At 62.0% G+C, this 22,078-nt stretch carries 22 protein-coding genes; 10 read left to right on the forward strand and 12 right to left on the reverse strand.

Annotated features, from left to right (window positions below; translation table 11 throughout):
- Positions 1-100: 100 nt before the first annotated feature.
- Positions 101-796 (forward strand): TIGR04282 family arsenosugar biosynthesis glycosyltransferase, encoded by a 696-nt coding sequence (locus tag B5V00_RS14925; RefSeq protein ID WP_172399774.1) that lies wholly within the window; start codon positions 101-103, stop codon positions 794-796.
- Between the two features lie 107 nt (positions 797-903).
- On the opposite strand, the gene B5V00_RS14930 is transcribed toward B5V00_RS14925, so the two are convergent.
- Together B5V00_RS14930 and ilvA are read right to left on the reverse strand one after the other, a co-directional pair.
- Entirely contained in the window at positions 904-1,647 is a 744-nt protein-coding gene (locus tag B5V00_RS14930) for a hypothetical protein (protein WP_085011619.1), read from the reverse strand.
- Between the two features lie 4 nt (positions 1,648-1,651).
- A complete protein-coding gene (gene ilvA, locus B5V00_RS14935; RefSeq protein ID WP_085011620.1) occupies positions 1,652-2,860 on the reverse strand; it encodes a threonine ammonia-lyase in 1,209 nt (402 codons plus the stop codon).
- A 325-nt stretch (positions 2,861-3,185) separates the two neighbouring features.
- Here ilvA and tolQ point away from each other — a divergent pair, with 325 nt between their 5' ends.
- The 6 genes from tolQ to ybgF all read left to right on the forward strand — a co-directional run bounded on the left by tolQ (position 3,186) and on the right by ybgF (position 7,955).
- The gene (tolQ, locus tag B5V00_RS14940; protein WP_085011621.1) at positions 3,186-3,848 is read left to right on the forward strand and encodes a protein TolQ; all 663 of its coding nucleotides are present in this window, start codon (positions 3,186-3,188) and stop codon (positions 3,846-3,848) included.
- A gap of 3 nt (positions 3,849-3,851) precedes the next feature.
- Complete coding sequence (gene tolR, locus B5V00_RS14945) at positions 3,852-4,274, forward strand: protein TolR (RefSeq protein ID WP_085011622.1); 423 nt, start codon at positions 3,852-3,854, stop codon at positions 4,272-4,274.
- A 1-nt stretch (position 4,275) separates the two neighbouring features.
- Complete coding sequence (locus B5V00_RS14950) at positions 4,276-5,115, forward strand: TonB C-terminal domain-containing protein (RefSeq protein WP_085011623.1); 840 nt, start codon at positions 4,276-4,278, stop codon at positions 5,113-5,115.
- A 2-nt stretch (positions 5,116-5,117) separates the two neighbouring features.
- Positions 5,118-6,407, forward strand: a complete 1,290-nt coding sequence (gene tolB, locus B5V00_RS14955; protein WP_085011624.1) for a Tol-Pal system beta propeller repeat protein TolB — start codon at positions 5,118-5,120, stop codon at positions 6,405-6,407.
- A gap of 137 nt (positions 6,408-6,544) precedes the next feature.
- Complete coding sequence (gene pal / locus B5V00_RS14960; RefSeq protein WP_085011625.1) at positions 6,545-7,093, forward strand: peptidoglycan-associated lipoprotein Pal; 549 nt, start codon at positions 6,545-6,547, stop codon at positions 7,091-7,093.
- A 76-nt stretch (positions 7,094-7,169) separates the two neighbouring features.
- The gene (gene ybgF, locus B5V00_RS14965; RefSeq protein ID WP_085011626.1) at positions 7,170-7,955 is read left to right on the forward strand and encodes a tol-pal system protein YbgF; all 786 of its coding nucleotides are present in this window, start codon (positions 7,170-7,172) and stop codon (positions 7,953-7,955) included.
- Positions 7,956-8,441: 486 nt separating this feature from the next.
- Here ybgF and B5V00_RS14970 read toward each other — a convergent pair whose 3' ends face one another.
- The 10 genes from B5V00_RS14970 to B5V00_RS15020 form a co-directional block, all read right to left on the reverse strand.
- On the reverse strand, positions 8,442-10,169 hold the full coding sequence (locus B5V00_RS14970; RefSeq protein ID WP_085011627.1) for a cation:proton antiporter domain-containing protein: 1,728 nt from the start codon (positions 10,167-10,169) through the stop codon (positions 8,442-8,444).
- 306 nt (positions 10,170-10,475) lie between these two features.
- Positions 10,476-11,129: a transposase gene (locus B5V00_RS14980; RefSeq protein WP_245803994.1), complete on the reverse strand. Its 654-nt coding sequence runs from the start codon at positions 11,127-11,129 to the stop codon at positions 10,476-10,478.
- Positions 11,130-11,352: 223 nt separating this feature from the next.
- Positions 11,353-11,724, reverse strand: a complete 372-nt coding sequence (locus B5V00_RS14985; protein WP_085011628.1) for a type II toxin-antitoxin system VapC family toxin — start codon at positions 11,722-11,724, stop codon at positions 11,353-11,355.
- Positions 11,712-11,933 (reverse strand): ribbon-helix-helix domain-containing protein, encoded by a 222-nt coding sequence (locus B5V00_RS14990; RefSeq protein WP_085011629.1) that lies wholly within the window; start codon positions 11,931-11,933, stop codon positions 11,712-11,714. Before B5V00_RS14990 ends, B5V00_RS14985 begins: the two co-directional genes overlap by 13 nt.
- Positions 11,934-12,081: 148 nt before the next feature.
- Positions 12,082-12,945: a diacylglycerol/lipid kinase family protein gene (locus tag B5V00_RS14995; protein ID WP_085011630.1), complete on the reverse strand. Its 864-nt coding sequence runs from the start codon at positions 12,943-12,945 to the stop codon at positions 12,082-12,084.
- Positions 12,946-12,948: 3 nt separating this feature from the next.
- Complete coding sequence (gene bioA / locus B5V00_RS15000; protein ID WP_085011631.1) at positions 12,949-14,232, reverse strand: adenosylmethionine--8-amino-7-oxononanoate transaminase; 1,284 nt, start codon at positions 14,230-14,232, stop codon at positions 12,949-12,951.
- An 82-nt stretch (positions 14,233-14,314) separates the two neighbouring features.
- Positions 14,315-15,943, reverse strand: a complete 1,629-nt coding sequence (locus B5V00_RS15005) for an ArnT family glycosyltransferase (protein ID WP_245803995.1) — start codon at positions 15,941-15,943, stop codon at positions 14,315-14,317.
- Positions 15,924-16,220 carry a lipid-A-disaccharide synthase N-terminal domain-containing protein gene (locus tag B5V00_RS15010; RefSeq protein WP_085011632.1) on the reverse strand — a complete coding sequence of 99 codons (297 nt, stop codon included), beginning with the start codon at positions 16,218-16,220 and terminating at the stop codon, positions 15,924-15,926. The genes B5V00_RS15005 and B5V00_RS15010 overlap by 20 nt, the downstream gene beginning before the upstream one ends.
- Positions 16,207-16,926: a glycosyltransferase family 2 protein gene (locus B5V00_RS15015; protein WP_085011633.1), complete on the reverse strand. Its 720-nt coding sequence runs from the start codon at positions 16,924-16,926 to the stop codon at positions 16,207-16,209. The genes B5V00_RS15010 and B5V00_RS15015 overlap by 14 nt, the downstream gene beginning before the upstream one ends.
- Positions 16,927-17,088: 162 nt before the next feature.
- A complete protein-coding gene (locus tag B5V00_RS15020) occupies positions 17,089-18,999 on the reverse strand; it encodes an LTA synthase family protein (RefSeq protein ID WP_172399775.1) in 1,911 nt (636 codons plus the stop codon).
- A 483-nt stretch (positions 19,000-19,482) separates the two neighbouring features.
- Between B5V00_RS15020 and B5V00_RS15025 the strand changes: the two genes are divergently transcribed.
- From B5V00_RS15025 to B5V00_RS15035, 3 genes are read left to right on the forward strand one after another with little or no spacing between them, the layout of a single operon-like run.
- Positions 19,483-20,145 (forward strand): response regulator, encoded by a 663-nt coding sequence (locus tag B5V00_RS15025; protein ID WP_085011635.1) that lies wholly within the window; start codon positions 19,483-19,485, stop codon positions 20,143-20,145.
- Positions 20,146-20,150: 5 nt separating this feature from the next.
- Positions 20,151-21,482 carry an ATP-binding protein gene (locus B5V00_RS15030; protein WP_245803996.1) on the forward strand — a complete coding sequence of 444 codons (1,332 nt, stop codon included), beginning with the start codon at positions 20,151-20,153 and terminating at the stop codon, positions 21,480-21,482.
- Positions 21,482-22,078, forward strand: coding sequence for an undecaprenyl-diphosphatase (locus B5V00_RS15035; protein ID WP_172399776.1), 597 nt, complete (start codon positions 21,482-21,484; stop codon positions 22,076-22,078). Before B5V00_RS15030 ends, B5V00_RS15035 begins: the two co-directional genes overlap by 1 nt.

Consider the following 22,078-nt stretch of genomic DNA (forward strand, 5'->3'; position numbering starts at 1 on the left):
ATGAAGCGGTGAAGCGCAACGCAGCTGACGCGGAAAATAACCAGCAAGATGCGAACAGATTGTGGGTTACAGGGTACTGGTCAACGCTGTGGATAAGGTTGTGGAAAGCGTGGAAAAGTCCCTGCGACAGAAACAGATTCACAGTGACGATAAAGCATCCCAGGTGTTGGGTGTGTTTGCCAAGCGGCCCCTTCCCGGCCGGGTCAAGACCCGGCTTTGTCCCCCCTGTTCCCCGGAGCAGGCGGCGGCTCTCTATGCGGCCTGTCTCGACGAGACGGTTGCCAGGCTTTCGGCCTGCGGCCGTCCGCTGGTGCTTTTCCATGCCGGTGAAAGGGACTGGTTCGCGGACCATTTTCCAGCGATAGAACTGCGGCCCCAGGGGGAGGGAGATCTCGGGCAGCGCATGGCGCGGGCCCTGCACGGTCTTCTTGCCGATGGCTTCCGGGCGGCGGCCCTGGTCGGCAGCGACAGCCCCGACCTGCCGCGGGCCCTGGTCGATGAGGCCTTTGCCGCGTTGCGGACGGCAGACGCGGTGACCGTTCCGGCCGATGACGGCGGCTATGTGCTGATCGGTTGTCGTCGGCCCTGTCCGGAGCTGTTTCGGGATATCGCCTGGAGTACCGCCGAGGTGCTGGACAGCACCCGGCAGGCGGCTGATCGGGCCGGCATCCGCTTGGGCGAACTGTCCGCCTGGTACGACCTTGATGATGCCGCGGCGCTGCGGCGGCTGTTGCAGTGCAGTCCCGGTTCGCGGACCGCCGCCTTTGTCCGCGCCCATCTGGCATCCTTGATTTAACATCCTTCCCCGGCCACCTCTTCCCGCCTCAGCGAGATCCGCTCCGCGACGCCTTGTGCCGCGGGTTTCAGGCGCCTTGCCTGCTCAGCCCGGGGAGCGTAGCTTTTTCAACACCCTGCCAGGCGACGTCCCAGCAGCAGCCGCTGCGGCCGCCAGGCGGCAAGACGGCTGTAGAGTGTCTGCTGTTGCGGGTCATCGATCAGGTGCACCCAGCCGCCGATATGCACCAGCCGTTGTTCCGGCCGGCGTTGCAGCAGTTCGACAATTTTTTCAGCCATGGCCGCGTCACGCGGGCCGATCCCTTCGGCGCCGCGTCGGCTGCGGAGAAAGGCGCGACGCAGGCTCTCCGGGGCATCCTCGGCCAGCAGCTGCCGGGCGCCGGCATAGCCTTCGCTTCCCGACGCCGGGACCCCGGTCGGTCGGCGCACCAGGATCTTCAGGTTGCGGTAGCTGATCAGCCCGGTTTCCACCCGGCGCAGTTTCGGGATCGAGACTTCCGAGAGATCGACCAGTTTCAGGATCGCGCCGCCGGCGTCGGCATAGGCACGGGCCGCCCGGTATTCAAAAGGCAGCGCCAGCAGGCCGCGGATGTCGGCAATGGCCGGATGCCGGTTGAGTTGCTGAAGCGGGCAGCCCAGCTCTTCGGCCAGGCGTTTCAGGATCCGCTCCAGCCGCAGCAGTTGCGATCGGGCCTGCCCGGTCCGGTAGTCGCGGGCGTAGGGGCTCATTTCAACCGTGACCAGGCCTGGTCGCAGTTGTTCAAGGAGGCGGCCGAGACGTTCTTCCCCGTACCGGTCGCGGTGTACGGTGCCGATCAGAAACAGACGGTCATTGACGGGATGGTCGGACATGGCTTCAGTGCAGCACTTCGGCGCCCCAGGTCTGGCGGTGCAGGGCGTCGAGGATGGCGGCAATATGTTCGGGGCCGCGGGTTTCGAGTTCGAGCAGCACCTCGGCCCGGCCGAGGGGAATGCTGCTCAGTCGACGGTCATGATGAACGTGCAGGATATTGGCTCCCTGCCCGGCCAGCAGTTGGCTGAGCCGTGCCAGGTTGCCAGGGGCATCATCGAGGTTGACAAGGATTTTCAGAAACCGGCCTTCGGCGATCATGCCGCGCTGCACCACCCGGGAGAGGGTCTGGACATCAATGTTGCCGCCCGACAGCAGGCAGGCGACCGGTCCGGGCGGCAGCTTCGGCGCGTGGAAGAGCAGGGCGGCCAGGGTGACCGCCGCCGACCCTTCGACCACCAGCTTGGTTTTTTCCAGCAGTCCGACGATCGCCTGGGCGATCTCCTCTTCTTCAACAGTGAGCAGATGGTCGACCAGCTCCTCGATCAGTGGAAAGGTTTCGGCACCGAGCTGTTTGACCACGATACCGTCCGCCAGGGAATGTGTCGAGGCCAGGCGGACGCGCTTTCCGCTCCGCCTTGAGTGCAGCGCGCCGGCGGCTCCGGCCGCCTCAACGCCGATGATACGGATGCGTGGGTTGAGGGCCTTGAGGGCGCTGGCCACACCGCTGATCAGTCCGCCGCCGCCGATCGGCACCAGCAACGCCGCCAGATCGGGACGCTGGGCATGGATTTCCAGGCCGATGGTTCCTTGCCCGGCGATCACCAGACGATGATCGAAGGCGGGCAGGTAGACCAGCTTGTTCTGTCGCTGCAGCTGCCTGGCATGGGCCGCCGCGGCATCGTAGTTTTCTCCATGCAGAATAACCTCGGCACCGTAGTGACGGGTCGCCTGTTCCTTGGCTAGCGGGGTGCTGACCGGCATCACCACCGTCGCCGGAATCTGGAACAGCTGAGCGGCGTGGGCCACGCCCTGGGCGTGATTACCGGCAGAGGCCGTGATCACCCCCGGGGCGATGCGCTTGCGGGGCTGGCAGGCGAGAAAGTTGTAGGCGCCGCGCAGCTTGAAGGAGCCGGTGCGCTGCAGGTTCTCGCATTTCAGCAGCAGCGGCCGGCCGAGTTTTTGGCTGAAATAGGCCGACTGCAGCAGCGGCGTGCGGCGAACCTGTCCTTCGAGCCGGGCGGCGGCCTGCTGGATGAGCTTGAGATCGAGCATACAGAGCAAGCTTACCCCGCCTGCCGTCGAAGGCAAGCCTCCGCGCGGCGGGACCGGGCTGTGGGTAAGCACGTTGACTTGCCCCGGGCGATCGTCAATAATCGCCGCAGTTGGTGTTTTTCAGATCGCCACTCTTGATGCTTTCGCAAAAAGCATCAAGAGTGTTGGCTAAGCAAAAAGCACCGGCAGCAAGGTGCGCGATTGTCGAGCAATGAGGCGTACTTACGTACGTTGAAGCAGCGAGACAAACGCAGCTTTGCTGCTGCTGGTGAGTTTTTGCGACGCCATCATTGATCATTCATGTATCGCCGCAAGGAGGAGTCCCTTGGAACTGATCCTCGGTGCGGGGCCGGTCGTCAAGCTGGTCCTGCTGGTTCTCGCCTATTTTTCCATTGTTTCCTGGGCCATCATTTTTCTCAAGTTTCGGGTTGTCCGCCGGGCGATCATTGACTCGGATCGTTTTCTCGATTTCTTCTGGGCGAAGAAACGCTTTGATCTGATCGGCCAGGGGCTCAAGGATTTTTCCCAGTCACCGCTGACCGTTCTGTTCCGCGAGGGTTACCAGGAGCTGCTGCGCGGCAGCCGGCAGCCGAGCGAGGGCGGCGGCCCGAGCGCCGAACTGGGTCGGTCGGCCAATGTCGCCCGCGCCCTGCGCCGCGCCACCACCAGTGAAACCCAGCGGCTGGAAAAATATCTCACCTTTCTCGCCACCACCGGATCGACCGCTCCCTTTATCGGCCTGTTCGGCACCGTCTGGGGGATCATGGATTCCTTCCACGGCATCGGCAAGACCGGCAGCGCCTCGCTGGCGGTGGTCGCGCCGGGAATTTCCGAGGCGCTGATCGCCACCGCCATCGGCCTGGTGGCGGCGATTCCGGCGGTCATGGCCTACAACCACTTCGTCAACAAGGTCAACGTGTTGACCGGAGAAATGGACAACTTCTGCCAGGAATTTCTCAATATCGTGCAGCGCATGGGACGGGACTAGACGATGGAAGTCGGAACCCGCGGCAACTCTGGACGCAGCACCCTCTGCCAGATCAATGTCACCCCTTTTGTCGATGTCATGCTGGTGCTGCTGATCATCTTCATGGTCACCGCGCCGATGATGGAGACCGGGGTTGAGGTGGAGCTGCCGGAGGTGAAGGATGCGCCGGCCATGACCGGCGCGCAGGAACCGCTGGTGGTCACGGTTGCCGCTGACGGCGCGATCAGTGTCGGCAAGTCGGCGGTTCCCTCGCCGGCAAAGCTGACCCCGGTGCTGGAGCAGGTTCTGCGCGGACGCAAGTCGAAGGAAGTCTTCCTCGAAGCCGACCGCAAGGTCCCCTACGGGCGGGTGGTGCAGGTGATGGCGGCGATCAAGGCCGCCGGGGTCGCCAAGCTCGGCATGGTGGCTGAGGAGCCCGAGCGCTGAGGTGAGCGGGAGCGGTCACAACAGCCGCTGGCGGCGGCAGGCCGGGGGACGACGCGATCCGCGCCTGGCCGCGATGCTCGGCTATTCATTCGGGCTGCACCTGCTGCTGGTGCTGCTCTTCGGCGGCTGGCTGCTGCCGCGCATGCAGCATTCGAAGCCGCCGGTCTACGTGGTCGACCTGGTCAATCTGCCGGTCAAAAATCCGCAGGCCGGGCGACCGGACGGGACGCCGAAACACAAGGTCAAGGCCCGACCGAAAGCGAAACCGAAACCCAAGCCGGTTGTCAGGCCGAAACCCAAGCCGAAAGCGAAACCCAAGGCCAAAGCCAAATCAAAACCCAAGGTCAAGGCCAAATCGAAGGCTCGGCCGAAGGCGGTCAGCAGGACTCGGCCGAAACCGAAGGTTGACTATCGCCAGACCGAAAGCGTCATCGAGAAGCTCAGGCGCAAGCGGGAACGTGAGGAACTGAAACGGAAACTGGCGGCCCTGGAGGCGCAGGACACCCGCCGGTCGCCGGGCAGCAAGGCGCCTCTCGGCGAAACCGCCGGTACCGGCAGTGAGGCCGGGGTTTCCTACCGGACCTGGCTGCAGCAGGCCTACAAGAGTGCCTGGAGCCTGTCGAAGTACCAGGTCAGGAGTCTTGATCTCAAGGCGGATGTCGAAGTGGTTTATGATGCCCGCGGCTTTCTGCGCGACTACACGGTCATGAAGAGTTCGGGGGATCGTCGTTTTGATGATTCGATTACCCGGGCGATTCGCCGGGTTGATCGGCTTGAACCGCCGCCGGGCCGAACCATCAGGGAAATCATCAAGTTCAACCTCAAGGATCTTCAGGAATAATCATGACACGATTGATTCTGCCGCTGTTGCTGCTGCTGGTTCTGGTTACGCCGGCCTGGAGCGCCATCGAAATCAGTGCCCCGGGGCAACAGCAGATACCGCTGGCGCTGACCGTCCTGCAGCCGCTCGACGACGGCCGCAACCCGGCCCTGGCCGAGGAGTTCAACCAGGTTCTCTCCTGGGACCTTGAGCTGACCGGTCTTTTCAGCCGCATCGACCCGCGCGCCTTTCTCGCCGATGCCGGCAGGCTGGGACTGCTTTCCATCGATGTGGATTTCGCCGAATGGCGGCTGCTGGGAGCCGAGATGCTGATCAAGGGCGGTTACTCGCTGCGCGGCGGACAGCTGGTGGTCGAGGCGCGGCTGTTTGATGTTCGCGCCCGGCGGCTGCTCAACGGTCGCCGTTATGTCGGCAAGCCGGGTGATGTCCGCCGCATAGCTCATGCCTTCGCCGACCAGATTCTGAAAAGCCTGACTGGCAGCCTCGGCCCCTTCAGCAGCCGGCTGGCGTACATCTCCGACCAGAGCGGGCGCAAGGAACTCTACCTGATGGAGGTTGACGGCCACAAGCCGGTGCGGATTACAAATCATCGCTCCATCGTCCTCAATCCCGATTTCTCCGCTGACGGGCGCCGGGTGATTTTCACCAGCTACCGGGCCGGGAATCCCGATCTTTACCAGCGGGACATCTTCAGCGGCCGCGAGTCGCGGCTTTCCGCCCGACGCGGGCTCAACGTCGGCGGCCGTTTCTCGCCGCAGGACGACCGAATCGCCCTGACCCTGTCGAAGGACGGCAATTCGGAAATCTACCTGCTCAACGGCGACGGCGGGATCAGCAGGCGACTGACCCGCTACTGGGGAATCGACATCGATCCGACCTGGAGTCCGGACGGTGATCGGATTGCCTTTGTCTCCAACCGGCGCGGCAATCCCCACATCTTTCTGCTTTCCACCGCCGGCGGTGATCCGCAGCGCCTGACCCTGAACGGCAAGTACAATGTCACCCCGGCCTGGAGCCCGAAGGGGGACTGGATCGCCTTCAGCCGCAAGGAGGGAAGCCTGTTCGACATCTACCTGATCCGGCCCGACGGCAGCGAAGAACGGCGGCTGACCTTCGGTCCCGGCAACAAGGAACATCCGCGCTGGAGTCCGGACGGGCGCTTTCTGGTCTATTCGTCGGATGAAAGCGGCAGGAAGGCGATCTACCTGATGCGTGCCGACGGCAGCGGTTCGGTCAAGGTTTCCGGCGGTTCCGGCAACTGCAACCATCCGGCCTGGTCGCCGCGCTGGTAACCTCCGTCGTTGCCATCGCCAAGATTAATGCAATCCTAGTTGTCTTTTCACAGGCTTTCTGTATAATCGAGGCTGTTTTACTAGGGTTTTTCGGTAACAATATCATTTCTATAGACGTTTGAAAGGAGTGGAACACCATGAAGAAGGTTGTCGTAATGCAGTGGATTGCCGTTGTGGCGCTGTGTTCCCTGTTGGCCGTTGGTTGTGCGAAAAAGCCCGCCGCGCAGCAGGCTCCCGCTGAAGCCCCGGTCGAGACCAAGGTTGCTGTCGAGCAGCCGACCGCGGTTGCCGATCAGGGGGTGAGCGAGTCCTCCGTCAAGGAGCAGGTTCCGGCCGACATCGAGGCCGTCGCCCGGCAGTTGCAGCGGATTCATTTTGATTTCGACCAGTTCAGTCTCTCGGCTCAGGCGCGTGACATCCTTGCCGCCAACGCCGCCCTGCTGCAGGCCAATCCCGGTGTCAAGGTGCGGATCGAAGGGCACTGCGACGAGCGCGGTTCCGATGAATACAACCTGGCGCTCGGTGAGCGACGGGCGATTGCCGCGCGGGACTACCTGGTTTCACTCGGCGTGGCCGCCGACCGGATCTCGACCATCTCCTACGGTGAAGAGATGCCCCTCGACCCGGCCAGCAACGAAGCGGCCTGGGCCAAGAACCGGCGTGACGAGTTCAAAGCGGTCCGCTGATCGGCTTAAGATGGATACGGGGGCCGCGCTGTTCTGCAGCGCGGCCCTTTTTATTTCAGGTCTTTGAGGAGGCGTTATGAAAGCGTGCTATCTCGGATTTCTGCTGCTGGTGATGATCCTTGGCGGTTGTGCCAACCCGCAACAGCAGCAGCGCATCGACCAGGATCTGGCGGAAATGAAGCGTCGCCTGGCGGCCAATGAAACGGCCCTGGTGGAGTTGCGCAAGGCGCAGGCTGCCGGTGGTGGACAGCAACAGCTGGCCGGACTGACCCGCGGCCAGGCCGACCTCAAGGCCGATTTCGACAGCTTTCGCAATCAGGTTCTCAGCATGCAGGGGGATGTCGAGGAACAGGCGGCCGCCCGGCAGAAACTGCAGGCGGAGCTGACCTCTCTGCGTGATGAACTGCGCTTCAAGGTCAAGGCCATCGAAGAACGCCTCGCCAAGCTGGAGAAGGCGCCGCCGAAAGTCGCGGCGACAGCGCCCGCGCCCGTAAGTGCCGAAGAGCTTTATCAGCAGGGGCTGGACGCGATCCGCAATCAGAACAACTTCGCCCTCGGCCGTGAGCGGCTGCAGGCCTTTCTCAAGCAGTACCCCAAGCATCACCTGGCGGTGAATGCCACCTACTGGATCGGTGAAGCCTGGTACGGGGAGAAGAAGTACGAAAATGCCATCCTGCAGTTCCAGGATGTGGTCGAGAAATACGGGGACCAGCCGAAGGTGGCATCGGCCCTGCTCAAGCAGGGGCTGGCTTTCCAGGCTCTCGGCGACAAGGATAACGCCCGGGTGATCTGGGCCAAGCTGCAGGAACGGTTTCCCAAATCTCCGGAAGCGAAAAAGGCTGCGGCGCTGATGAAGAAGTAAGCCGGCGAGGACATGAAAACAAACAAAAGGGCGACCCGATGCGGGCCGCCCTTTTTGTTTGATGCCGCCGGCTTTTTCATCAACCTGAATCCGTGAGTTCCTGTTGGATGGAGAGTGCAAGTGCTTGGTCTGAATGAGATTTCCAAAAATCTGAAGCGCACCCATAGGTTCGCTGGTGATTTTTGGGAAGCTCAGGCAGATCAATGACTTGTGCTCTCCGCCGACAAGGGGCTCACGGATTCAGGATCAACTCTGCGTTGCCGCCCCGTTTCGCTTGTGCGACGTAACTGCCGCTACGCATCCGCGCTCATCGAGGCAGCGCCTTGATTTGATAAAAAATCCAGCGTCCTGGAACTGTAGTGCCAGCGTCCTGGAACTGTAGTGCGTAAGGGGCTGATTGTGCTGGGTGAACCGATGTGATCGCGACTGGAATCGTCAAGGGAGCGCAAGCGAACGGGCGCGAGATTGCCTTCATGGGTAAATGGATTACGCCTTCTCCGCCAGCCGCCTGAAAGCGGAGAGGACGTCGTTCTGGCTGAGGATGCCCAGCAGGCGGGTCGGCTCATCCGGATCGACCACCGGGAAGAAGCTGACGTCCCGCTGCTGCTGGAACAGGTCGAGCACCTCGCGCAGCGACTGTTGCGGAAAGACCGCGTGCTGGACACTGGTGACCAGGTCGCCGGCCACCACCAGGCTTGCCAGGTCAGGTTCGAACAGCAGGCTGCGGATCTCGGTGTAGTTGATCATGCCGATAAAGCGGTCCCGCTGATCGACCACCGGGAAGCGGTCGTACCGGCTGTGAGCGATCAAGCGCAGCAGCTCGTGGTAGCCGGTGTCATTGTGCAGGGTTTCGACGTTTTGCCGCATGATGTGACGCACCAGGATATCTCCCGGATCGCTGACCTTGTGGCCGTCCGGCAGGCCGAGAGAGGCGCGGAAATGGTGGACCACGCTGTGCAGTCCTTCCAGGGCGCTCTGCGGCGCCTGCTTCTGCAGCAGCGAAAGCAGCGGGACTTCGCCGGAATGAACCAGCCCGTGACGAACGGCGAGCGGGCCGAAGATTTCGAACACCACCACGGCGCCGAGAACCACGGTCTGCAGCAATGCGCCCATTTCCGGCCAGTCGATGACCAGGTTTCGGGCCAGGCCGATGGCGACCCCGGCCTGGGCCAGCAGGGTGGCGCCAACGTAGCGCTGTTCGCGCAGGCTGAATCCGCCGATGCGGGCACCGCACCAGGCGCCGACCAGTTTGCCGACGGTGCGGGCGATCACGTAGATGACCCCGAGCAGGCCGATGTGGCCAAGGGTCTGGATGTGCAGGTTGGCGCCGGCAAGGACGAAGAAGGCGACATAGAGCGGGTAGTCGATCTGCCGCAGTGATTCAAGCATCCGGTGCCAGCGCGGTGAACTGTTGGCCAGCACCATGCCGAGCGCCAGGCTGGCGAGCAGGCTGTCGACCTGCAGCGCCAGGCTGAGAGCGGTGCAGGCGGCGATGCCGCCGAGCAGCAGGATCTTGTACTCGCTGCCCTGTTCCAGGCGTTGCCCCCAGACCGACATCAGGAAGCCGAGCAGGCCGCCGAGCAGCAGCGGTCCGAACATCCGGGAAAACAGCTGCAGCGAAAAGCCGCTGCCGGTCAGCAGTTGTTCCGCAAGGATAAAGAGCAGCACCGAGGCAAGGTTGTTCAATCCGACCAGGGTCAGCACGGTGTTGGTCACCGGACCCGCGGCCTCGTATTCGCGGATCACCATCAGGGTCGCCGCCGGGGCGGTGGCGATGGCGATCAGTCCCAGCAGCAGGCCGAAAGCGAGAGAGGTCTGGGTCAGGGTCATGTTGCCGACCACGACGTTCATCAGCAACTGGTTGACGAGGAAGCAGCTGACCGCCACCAGGACGAAGGTCAACCCGGTTTCTCCCAGGGAGAAGATGGCGATCCGGTGACGGTAGCGGCGCAGATGATCGGTACGGAACTGGCCGCCGATGTTGACCATGATCAGGGCCAGGGCGAGATTGCCGAGAACGTCGAGTTCCCGCAGCGCGTCCTCGGCCAGCAGCGGCGGCAGGCCGAGCAGTTCGGCGCAGGAGGGGCCGAGCAACAGCCCGGCCAGCAGGTAGCCGGTAACCCGCGGCAGACGCAGCAGGGCCGCCAGACGGCCGCCGACCAGGGAGCCAAGCAGCACAATGGCGAGGGCGGTGAAGAGATGGAGAAAGTGCATACAACCTCGAAAAAGCCGTTATACCGGATTGGCAACGGTTATGATATGGAGTTTCAAGGATAGCAGAAAACTTGCTGTCGGGGGGCAGTCAGGAATTATACGTTATACGAGTGTTATACGTTGTTGAATCGTCCGCTTATGGCCGGCTCAGTGTATCGGTAGGTGCGGCAAGCCATCCATCATGCAGGTAAGTAAGTGATCGTTCTCAAATTTTGCGGGCTGATAACTCAAAGAAGATAGGGCATCCTCACCCCCGGCGCATCGGGTGGGAAGTCCCTGCTGTTACGACTGACCAGCAGGGCGTCTTCACACTGCGCGCTGGCCCAGAAAACCCGAAAATCCCGAAAATCCGGAGACACAATACCTATTTCTTTCTCCTCTTCGGTGGCCCCCCGGCCGTCCCGGCAACAGGGTTCGCCCGGTCTGTTGTTCCAGCTTTCTGATAAAGTCCTCGCTGCCGGCAGGGCGGCCGGTGCGGGTCTTCTCCAGCAGAACCGTTTCCGGTTCCGTTCCTCCATCCCGCAGAAACTGCGGCCAGTCGTCCACCATGCCGGCTAGCGGCCGTTCGCGCAGCAGGGGATCGGAATCGATCAGTCCGCACAGGTAGCGGGCGCTCGACCAGGGGTAATCGGTTGCCGCTGGTACTATCCCGGCCTTGACGGGATTGTTCTCAATGTAACGGCCGGCAGCGAAGTTTTTCATGCGAGTGTAACGCCGATGAGCCTCGCCGATGGCACGGGCCAGGGTCTCGGGAGCAGCTGGAACGGCAATCAGATGCATATGGTTGCTCATCAGGCACCAGGCTAGGAATTCCACGCCGAAGCGCCTGGCTTCCTGCTGCATGAAGTCAAGATAGGCCCATCGGTCATCGTCATGGTCAAAAATATCCATCGAGCGCACACCGCGCTGGGTAACATGGTGCGGATAGCCGGGGACAACGAGTCGGGAGAGGCGTGCCATGGGTAGATGCTACGAGTGGGGTCGTTTCAGGTCAACAGGAAATAGTATTATGTCCCCGGAATTAGCGGAATTAGAAATCTCCACAGATACATAAAAACAAAGTTGACGAAAGACGCAAAAACAAAGGCCAAGATTGAGGGGACATTCTATAATCATCCGTTTATGACCGGCCAGCGTATCGGCAGGTGCGGCAGGCCGGACCGGTCACATCAAAGAGGTCACATCAAAGAAGATAGGGCACCCTCACCCCCGGCGCATCGGGCGGGAAGTCCCTGCTGTTGCGGCTGACCAGCAGGGCGTCTTCGCACTGCGCGCTGGCCCAGATGATGGCATCGGGCAGGCGGATCCCGGTCTGTCGCCGGATCTCGACCGCACGTTCGGCGATCTCGGGATTGATGGAAACCACCTCGAACCGCGACAGAAACGCCCGGACGGGCGCGTCCTCTTCTGCTGTGGCACCGACCATGACCTCCATCCAGGTGATGACACTGACAAGCAGCCGGTCATGACGATCCAGCTCCTCCCGGGCCTGCTCGATGCCGTTCAGGTAATCGATGAGGATATTGGTGTCGAGCAGGGCCTTCACCGCTGCCACTCCTCGCGCAGCTGATCCTGGTAATTCAGACTGTCCGTCTTGCGTTTCTTCCACAGGCCGAACGCCTCTTCACTGCCTTCCCCCTGGTGCCGCGCGAGATATTCAGCCACGGCACGTCGGACCAGCTCGGCGCGGGACAGCCCCTGACGGTCACTCATCTCACGGAGTCTTTCAATCTGCGGCTCGGGCAAATCAATAATGGTACGCATTTCAACCCCCTTCGGAACATGATAACGTCATCATATATCATTGTTGGTCGGGTGTCTACTCACTGATTCAGGTACTCTGCCCGGAATCGGGCAAATCACCATCGATGGCATGACGGGCCTGTGGGAAGAGGGGGATGTCGGGCGATGGTCAGGGCAGGATCATCTTCAGGGTATGTTCACCGACAGTGAAATCAAGCGGCGTGTGGCCGAAAAAGTCTCCATCGAGCTGAACCGGCACCTGGGGCGATATGATGCTGACCCGGCGGCAGGTGAAGATCTTCACCCTCCGGGGATCGAGGGGCCGGCGACGCAACAGGGCCAGGGCGTGCTGGAACAGGGTCCGGCGGTTCCATCGCTGGAACAGGCAGACTTCAAGCCGGTCGCTGAAGAGATCGGCCGTGGGGGTGAAACTGAAGGGGCCGCCGTAAAGCCGGGCGTTACTGATGATGGCTCCATGGCCGCTGAAGCGCCCGGCGTCGGTCTCGATTTCGAGCGGGAATGGTGGGAAGGCGGCCAGGGTTTCCAGGGCGCTGACCAGGTAGGCTCCCTTGCCGATGCGGCGCTTGAGTCCCAGCCGCACCCGGCGCACCACCTCGGCATCGAAACCGAGCCCCGCCATCAGCAGGAAGTATCGCTCACCGGCGCGGCCGAGATGAATCGGCCGCGGTTTTCCTTCGAGCGCCAGGCGGCAAAGGGTTTCCGCTGTCGTCGGCAGGCCGGTCTCCAGGGCGAAGACATTGGCGGTGCCGAGCGGTAGGAACGCCATCGGCAGATCGCTGCCGACCAGGCCGTTGGCGGCCTCGTTGAGGGTGCCGTCGCCGCCGGCGACCAGCAGTCGTCTCCAGCGGTTGTCGCTTCCGGCGTCGGCGGCCCAGCGTTCTGCATCGCCGGCCGCCGTTGTCAGTGCCAGCTCCACGTCGGCCCCGGCGTCGCGCAGCAGTTTCAACGTCCTGTCGATTCGGGGCCTGGCATTGCCGCCGGCAACCGGGTTGGCGATCAGCAGCAGTCGCATCGATCAATGGATTCCGCTGACGACATCGCCGATGGCGCCGGTCAGGACGGCGAGATCTGCGTCCGACATGATATAGGGCGGCATGACATAGACCAGCCTGCCGAAGGGGCGCACCCAGACCCCGCGTTCAACGAATTTCGGCCCGATGTCCCCGAGGTTGATCGGTTGTCGCATCTCGACCACGCCGATGCCGCCGAGGACGCGTACGTCGGCGACCTGCGGCAGTTCCCGGCATGGCGTGAGGCCATTTTCCAGTCCCTGCTGCAGGGCGGCGACGCGCCGCTGCCAGGGGGACTGCAGCAGCAGTCGCACGCTGGCGGCGGCGATGGCGCAGGCCAGCGGGTTGGCCATGAAGGTCGGACCGTGCATGAAGACCCCGGGGCTGCCGGAGGAGAGGGTTTCCGCCACCCGGGCGGTGGTCAGGGTGGCCGCCAGGGTCAGGTAGCCGCCGGTCAGGGCCTTGCCGAGACAGAGGATGTCGGGGCTGACGCCGGCATGTTCGCAGGCGAACAGCCTGCCGCTGCGGCCGAAGCCGGTGGCGATCTCGTCGGCGATCAGCAGCAGTTCGTACTGGTTGCAGAGGGCGCGCACCCGGCGCAGGTATTCGGGAGCGTAGAAGCGCATCCCCCCGGCCCCCTGAACGATTGGTTCGAGGATGATCGCCGCCAGCTCCGCGTGGTGCTGCTCGACCAGCCGTTCCAGTTCGGCGATGTCGCCATCGTCCCACTCATTGTCGTTGCGGCATTGCGGTGCCGGGGCGAACAGGTGCCGCGGCAGCAGGTTCGACCAGATGCCGTGCATGCCGGTGTCGGGATCGCAGACCGCCATGGCGCCGAAAGTGTCGCCGTGGTAGCCGTTGCGGATGGTCAGCAGGCGGTTCTTCTCCGGGCGGCCGCAGCTGAACCAGTACTGCAGCGCCATCTTCAGCGCCACCTCGACCGCGACCGAGCCGGAGTCGGCGAAGAAGACATGCTGCAACGGTTCGGGAGTGATCTCGACCAGCAGCTGTCCCAGTTCGGCCGCCGCCGGGTGGGTGAGGCCGCCGAACATGACGTGGGCCATCTTTTCCAGTTGGGATTTTGCGGCGGCGTTCAGTTCCGGCACGTTGTAGCCGTGGATCGCCGACCACCAGGAGGCCATGCCGTCGATCAGCTCGCGGCCGTCGGCCAGTTTCAGCCGAACACCCGAGGCGGCCACCACCGGGAAGACCGGCAGGTCACTGTTCATCGCGGCATAGGGATGCCAGAGGTGCTGCCGGTCGAAGTCGAGCCAGTTCGGGGCGGGCATAGGGTCGCAAGCTCCTTTGGGTCAGAGGTCGCGGGCATTATACGCGAATTGCCCGGCTCGCGGAAGATGCTGCACCGGATGTTCAGTCGGCGGCGGGTGCTTCTGCTGTCGTCCGGCAGAGGTAGGCGCTCTTTTTGCGCTGAATGAAGACCGGTTCGCAGCTCATGGCGTATCGGCCCGTGAAGGCGTCGATAGTGCCGCTGTTGACGACCACGAACAGACGGTTCTGCTCTCCGAGGAAGACTGTCAGATCCGTTTCGTCGGCGGGATACCAGCGGCGGAAGCTCTCCTCCGGCTGAAACTGCGTCTCCCGTACCACCCCGGGACCGGAGACGGCCAGCTTGTTGCGGTAGAAGGAGAGCGAGGGAAGGAAATTCTGGTAGACCAGCAGCTCCAGCCGCCGATCCGGGTCGATGCGGTTCATGGCCTCCGCCATCTGTTCATAGCCGCGCATCTGCGGGGCGGCGATCCCGACGCCCCAGATGCCGACGCTGGAAAAAAACAACAGGAACCCAGCCAGCCAGCCCCAGTAACGGTCTGTTGTCCGCTGTCGCCAGGCCGTCACCAGCAGGAACCCGGCGACCAGCGCGGCGGCCAGCAGCCACGGCTTCTGCCCCGCCAGGGGCGGATAGAACCAGCCGGCGGCGGCGAGGGCCGGGGCGACCGGTGCCAGGATGATAATCGCCAGCGCCCGCAATCGCGGCATGCTGAGTTGCTCAACGGCTGCGGCGGTCAGTATCGCGGCCATGCCGTAGAAGGGCAGCACGTAAGTGGCGTGTTTGCCCTTGGCCAGGGAAAAGACCAACAGCGGGGCGACGATATAGATCAGGCTGGTCTTCAGCCGCGGCGCCAGGTGCCGCCAGTTGCCGAGGCCGCGGAGGAAGAACAGGATGTAGGGGAAGAACGTGGCCGGGAAGATGTAGAGGAAATACCAGGGGGGCTGGTAGCGGCGGAAGCGGTTGGTGACCACCCGGTCGACGGTCTGGACCTTGAGAAAATAGTAGAGCAGTCCGGGATTTTTCGCCACCACCAGCAGATACCAGGGGAGCGCGACCAGCGCGAAGGCCGCGGCGGCCAGGGCGGTTTCCTTCCAGCTGAAGATTTTCCGGTGTTCAGGATCCCAGAGCTTGGCCAGTAGCGCCGGCAGCAGGGTGAAGAGCAGGATGATCGGCCCCTTGGTGAAAAACCCGAGGCCGAGAAACAGCCCGTAGAGCAAGGCGTTGCTCCAATGACGTCGGCCGTAGAGCTGGCGGAACAGGAAGTACTGGGCGGCGAGGGTGAAACAGGCCAGGTAGATTTCCGTCGAGGCGAGCCGCGAGACGGTCAGAAACATCAGCGACGAGCCGAAGACTATCGCGGCGATCAGCGCCGTCTTTTGTTTTTCAAAAAACAGTCGCGCGATGCGGTACAGGAAGAAGACCGCCAGACCGGCGGCCAGCACGCCGAAGAACCGGGCGCCGAAGTCGTTCATGCCGAACAGCTTGTAGCCGGCGGCGACGGCCCAGTAGGTCAGGGGCGGTTTGTGAAAGTGCTTGATGCCGTTGTAGTAGGGTTCGAAGTAGTTGCCGGAGACCACCATCTCGCGGGCGATCTCGGCATAACGCGCCTCGGTACTCTCCATCAGCGGCATTGTCCCGGCCGGCAGGAGCAGCAGCAGGATGTAGCCGGTGAACAGCAGCAGCAACGGGCGGTTACTGATTTTTTTCGGCATGCGCCTGCTTTTCCTTACGTTCCCGTGAAATCAGGTAGAGATTGCGCAGATAGATGCTGAAGCCGGTCGACTGGCCGACGATAAAGACCAGATCCTTGCGGATGATGGCGTAGACCAGCAACAGGCTGCTGCCGCCGAGGCTGAAATACCAGAAGGCGACGGGAATCATGCTGCGCCGGTGTTTTTCCGAGTACAGCCACTGCACCAGGAAACGCATGAAGAAGAGCGCCTGCCCGGTGAAACCGAGAACCAGGATCGCTCCTTCACTCTTGGTCATGGCGTTCTCCGATCTCGATGTTCAGATGGCGTTTCTGCATCCAGCGCACGGCGATGACATCGTAGAAACCCTCGATGCCGCGACGCAGGTTGGTGTATTTTGATTCTCCGTGCAGGCGGGGGCGGTGATTGACCTTGACCTCCTTGACCCGGGCGCCTTCCAGGCGCATCAGGGTCGGCAGGAAGCGGTGCAGGCCGCGGAACATCTTGATCCGTTTGAGCATCTCGGCGCGCATCACCTTGAGGGAGCAGCCGGTGTCATGGATGTTCTCGCTGGTCAGCCAGTTGCGGAAGCCGTTGCCGATACGGCTGCCGATCTTTTTCGACAGGGAGTCCTGGCGATTGTAGCGCCAGCCGGTCACCATGTCGTAGTCGCCGTAATAGCGCAGCATCTCCGGCAGGTCGGCCGGGTCATTCTGCAGGTCGGCATCCATGGTGACGATCACATCTCCGTCCGCCGCCTGAAAACCGGCGTAAAGAGCGGCGGACTGGCCGCTGTTGCGGGCCAGGCGCAGATAGCCGATCTGCGGGTGCTGCTCCGCCAGGCTGCGGATCAGGTCGAAACTGCCGTCGGTGCTGCCGTCGTCGACCAGCAGCAGCTGAAAGTCGATCTGCAGGCGGTCCGTCACGCGGGCGATCTGTTCCCACAACTGCTGCAGGTTCCCTTCTTCATTGTAGACGGGAATAACAAAGGAAATTTTTTTCATCCGACCCCTCCGGGGATAAAATCAGCTGAGAATTCCATGAGGTTTCCCCTGCGGCCGGGGTTCCGGCCATCTGGCGTGAAAAGTAACATAAATTGGTTCATCCGGCCAGTTGGCAGCGAAGGCGGCGTTGTTGCTCACGATGAGGCTCTTCGCCGAACTCGGTCAACGATAGAGTCTGCGGGTAAACAGCTCATAGGCACTCTGGTAGATGGCGGTGGCGCGATCAAACAGTTGTCGGTCATCCGCCAGCTTCTGCTGGGAGTTGGTTTTCCGGTCGTAGCGATAGAGGGTCGCCGTTTTATGCAGGCCGAGGACCACCATCCGGTCATCGACCAGCATGGCGACATCGTGGTTGTGGTTGAGCAGCAGCGGATGCTGTTGCGGGTCGCCCTGTTGGTTGAGGACGTCGATGCCGTAGAAGGGAGCGGTGTAATCGAGCCCGAGCAGGCCGAGGACCGTGGGGGCGATGTCGATCTGGCCGATGGGGGCATCGAAGCGGCCCGGGGGCAGGTGCCCGGGAGAATAGAAGATGAGCGGAATATGGTAGTGGGCGATCGGGACTTCGGCGCTGCCCCGGAGCCGGGAGCAATGGTCGGCAACGATGACAAACAGGGTGTTGTCGAACCAGGGATGCTCTTCGGCCTGTTGCAGGAACTGGCCGAGGGCATAGTCGGCGTAGCGGACCCCGGCGGCACGGCCGCCGCCCTTGGCCGGGATGCCGGGAATCCCCTCGGGAAAGGTATAGGGGCGGTGGTTGGATGTCGACATGATCATTGAGAAGAAGGGTTTGCCGGTTTGGGCCCGCTGATCGAAATAGTCGAGAGCGTGATTGAACAGGTCACCGTCGGCGACCCCCCAGATATTGGCGAAGGAGGGGTTGGGGATATCGGTCCGGTCACTGACGGCGAAACCGTTGCTGCTGAAAAAGTGGTTCATGTTGTCGAAGGTGCCGTAGCCGCCGTAGAGGAAACTCACCTGGTAGCCATGCTGTTTCATGACCTTGCCCCAGTTGGCGATGTTTTCGCTGCCTGGGCGTTTGACGATTGCCTCGCTGGGGATCGGTGGGAAGGAACTGCTGATCGCTTCCAGCCCCCGCACGGTGCGGGTTCCGGAGGCATAAGCGCGGGTGAAGAGCAGTCCCTGCCGGGCCAGTCGGTCAAGGTTGGGCGTCAGCTTGTCGCGATTGCCGAAAATCCCGGTAAAGTCTCCGCTGAGGGATTCTTCGACCACCACCACGACGTTCAGCGGACCGAGTCCGTTACTGCGTCCCGGGTGCCTGCGGTTGAGGTTCTCGGGATTGCTGTCGATGAATTCACCATCTTTTTCGAGTTGGGCGCGGGTCAGTGCGAAGGCCTGTTTCCCCGGCAGGGTGCGATAGTAGACGTCATAGTTCAGCTGGTTGGTGTGAAAGGCCTTGAACAGGCTGCTGATGCCGCTGTGGGCCAGTTCGTTGGTGACCCGGTTGGTGGAAAAATCGAAGCTGTCGGTCGACAGCCACAAGGCCGGCAACAACAGGAGCAGGTGACAGGCGACGACCGGCAGCCGGCGGCGCCAAGGGCAGGGTTCGCTGAAGGCGGTCAGCACCCGCTCCCGGAATTTGCCGAACAGCAGCGCCGCCAGGATAGCGTCGATGAACAGGAACCAGAGAACCGGGTAGGATTCCCAGATGTTGATCAATACCTCGCGGGGATAGATCAGGTAGTCGACGGCGACCAGGTTGAAGCGGGCGTCGAATTCGTCGAAGAAGAAAAACTCGACCTGGGCGAGGTAGATGAGTCCGAACAGGCTGAGAAAGATGATGACTGCAAACAGGCGTCGGTGCCAGCGGCTGCGGGCCAGGCGGTCGGGAACCAGTCCCAGGTAGAGGCTCGCCGGCAGGTTGAGAAACACCAGCGCCACCAGGTCGTTGACCGCGCCGACCAGCAGGATGCCGGGGAGGGCGGTCCAGCCGACCTCGGAGCCCGGTCCGAAAACCTTCCACAGGATCAGTCGCAGCAGGGCCGACAGCAGCAGGTAGAAGAGGGAAACGGCCAGCAGGGGTTTGAAGCGGGCAACGAAAAAACGGTTCGACATACGGCACCTTCTCGAAAAAGAGGAAATTTTCAGGGAGTGCATTACGCAAGTTGCCTGCCAGCCGCGACATCCATGTAAATTCGGCTCGTTGGATTGCGGCTGAGCTGTTTTGTGTATAAAAATTTGAACACCACAAGGGTTCCTGAAAGGGAATTGAGCAGAAATTTTTACTTCGGGTCGTCGTCCAGACGGTATTTCTTCAGTTTGCACTGCAGGTTGCTGCGGCTGATGTCAAGAGCCCTTGCCCATTCCTTTCAAGTTACAGTCTTCAGCAAAACTAACAGACAATCCTTAAGGATGCCTTAAGGTGGTGCTGATTATCTTCGGGAAGGTTTGATATTTCAAGGCCAGTCTGTGGGCGCCGGTAACGATCATCGCTTTCATCAGGATCTTGGTTGCCGGATGGTAAGGTTTCTCTGTTGGGGTCGAACTTGGACCACGGACGAGAATCATCCGATCGGAGCGAGGACGGAGGTGTTTTTCATGAAAATTCAGTTGGTGGAAGATGATCCGATGCTCGGCGATGCGCTGCGTTTGGGTTTGACCCAGGAGGGCCATGTTGTTGACTGGATCCGTAACGGCGAGGACGCTGCGTTGTCGTTACGCCTTGGCCGCTACGAGCTGGTGCTGCTCGACTTGGGGCTACCGGACCGCTCGGGCCTTGAGGTGTTGGTGGATTATCGTCGTTCCGGCGGCGAGGCGGCGGTGATCATCATCACCGCGCGCGATGCGGTCTCTGAACGGATCGCAGGACTGGACGCCGGTGCCGACGATTACCTGATAAAGCCTTTCGACCTGGATGAACTGGCCGCCCGGATGCGGGCTGTGCAACGCCGCCGCCTTGGTCGGGCCGAGCCGCTTCTGGTGCATGGTGATTTGAAGCTCAATCCCGCGACCCGGACTTGCAGCCTTCACGGGACTGAGGTTCTCCTGTCGCCCCGGGAGTTTGCCCTGCTGGAAGCGCTACTGGAAGCTTCCGGCAAAGTGCTCTCCAAGGAGGTGCTGGAAGAACGCCTCTACGGTTGGGGCAGCGAAATCGAGAGTAACGCCGTAGAAGTCTATATTCATCACCTGCGGAAAAAATTCGGCGCGAAGTTGATCCGCACCGTGCGTGGCGTCGGCTACCTGCTGGGAGACCCGCCGTGAATTCGATGCGCAAAAAACTGTTGCGTTGGCTGCTGTGCGGTCAGTTGCTGGCAGTCGTCCTTTGCTGCCTGGTGAGCTTTTATTACGTGCGCGGCGAGTTGGAGGACCTGTTCGATGACCGCTTGCGGCAGCTTGCCTACAGCGTGCCGGTCGACGGAGACTTCGAGCTGCCCGCCCCACCGCCGCTGACCAACCTGCAGGACGACGAGGACGACTTCGTGATCCAGATCTGGCGTGCCGATGGCACCCTGCTGCGACATCTCAACCGCAAAGAAGGATCTCCGGCACTGGTTAGGGAGGGGTTTTCCACCCATTTCTCTCATGACATGCTCTGGCGCAGTTTCGTCCACCGTCGGGGCGCGCGCCTAATCCAGGCCAGTCAGCCCTTTTCCGACCGGCTGGAGATGACCACCGGTATTGCTGTAGGTGCCATTGCCCCGGTGCTGCTGTTGATCCTCGTGTTGGGTGGAATCATCTGGGTCAGTGTCACCCGCAGCCTGCGCCCGTTGACGGACCTCACCGCCGGTCTGCGTCGACGGCAGCCTTATGCGCTCGACCCGTTGTCGGAAGAGAACCTGCCGGATGAATTGCAGCCCCTGGTCCAGGCTCTGAATAGCCTGCTGGCCCGGCTCGAATCAGCGATTGAGGGACAGCGGCGTTTCGTTGCCGACGCCGCCCATGAGTTGCGCACCCCGCTGGCGGCGGTTCAACTGCAGGCCCAGGTATTGCAGCAATCCCGCGGAAAAGAAGAACGGCAACAGGCCCTGGAGCAGGTTCGGGTCGGCACCGAACGAGCGACGCACCTGGTGCGACAGCTGCTGACCCTGGCCCGGTTGGAGCCGGAGGACCGGCTGAGGTTGTTTGAACCGGTTGATCTCTGTGCCCTGGTAAAGACCGTGGTTGCCGAGCAGGCGCCCACCGCTCTGAAACGGGAGATCGACCTCGGTGTGTGCGAGGCCGAACCATTGACCCTCATCGGGGATTCGGAGGGATTGCGGATCCTGCTCGGCAACCTGGTGGACAATGCCGTCCGCTATACTCCATCCGGCGGTCAGATAGATGTCGCTCTGCGATGCGAGGGTGGCCAGGCCCTGCTGGTGGTTGAGGATAATGGACCGGGGATCCCTGCAGCAGAGCGCACGCGAGTTTTCGAACGCTTTTACCGCCGGCCCGGCAGCGAGGTTTCCGGTAGCGGACTGGGACTGGCCATCGTGCGTGAGATTGTTATCCGCCACCGGGGCAAAATTGAACTGGATGAAGGTGCACAGGGCGTCGGCCTGCGCGTCTCGGTGTGGTTGCCGCTTGGTTTGGCCAGACAACAGCAAGGTGAATGCTGATGGAACAATGGAATCTTAAATTATTTGCCCTGATCCACCAAGGCGCCGGCCAACAACCCTTGGTCGATGGTTTGGCGATTTTTTTCGCCGAAGGCGGCCCCTACCTGCTGATGCTGGTGCTGGTAGTCTGCTGGCTGGTGGCAAAGGATGAGCGCCGTCCCACGTTACTGGAGGCGACCGAGGCGGGCCTGCTCGGGCTGCTGACCAACCAGTTCCTTGCCCTGTTGATTTGTTATCCGCGACCCTTCATGGTCGGGTTCGGGACCCCTTTGATTCCCCACGCTCCGGAGAATTCCTTCCCCAGTGACCATGCCACGCTGATGCTCTCCGTCGCCATCTACCTGCTCTTTTCCTGGGGCTGGCGCGGCTCCGGGCTGCTGCTGTTGCTGATGGCCCTGGCGACCGCCTGGGGGCGGGTGTACGTCGGTATCCATTTTCCTCTCGATATGCTCGGCTCCCTGTTGGTGGCACTGTTCTGTTCTGGGTTGGTGTTGTGGCAACGTGGGCTGCTGACATCGTTGAATGGTCGCCTGGTGCGACTTTATCATGGGTTGAATGACGCCCTGATTCAGGGAGGGAAGAGCCTGAGAGGCTAG

This window comes from Geothermobacter hydrogeniphilus, from assembly GCF_002093115.1.
GTDB classification, from domain to species: domain Bacteria; phylum Desulfobacterota; class Desulfuromonadia; order Desulfuromonadales; family Geothermobacteraceae; genus Geothermobacter_A; species Geothermobacter_A hydrogeniphilus.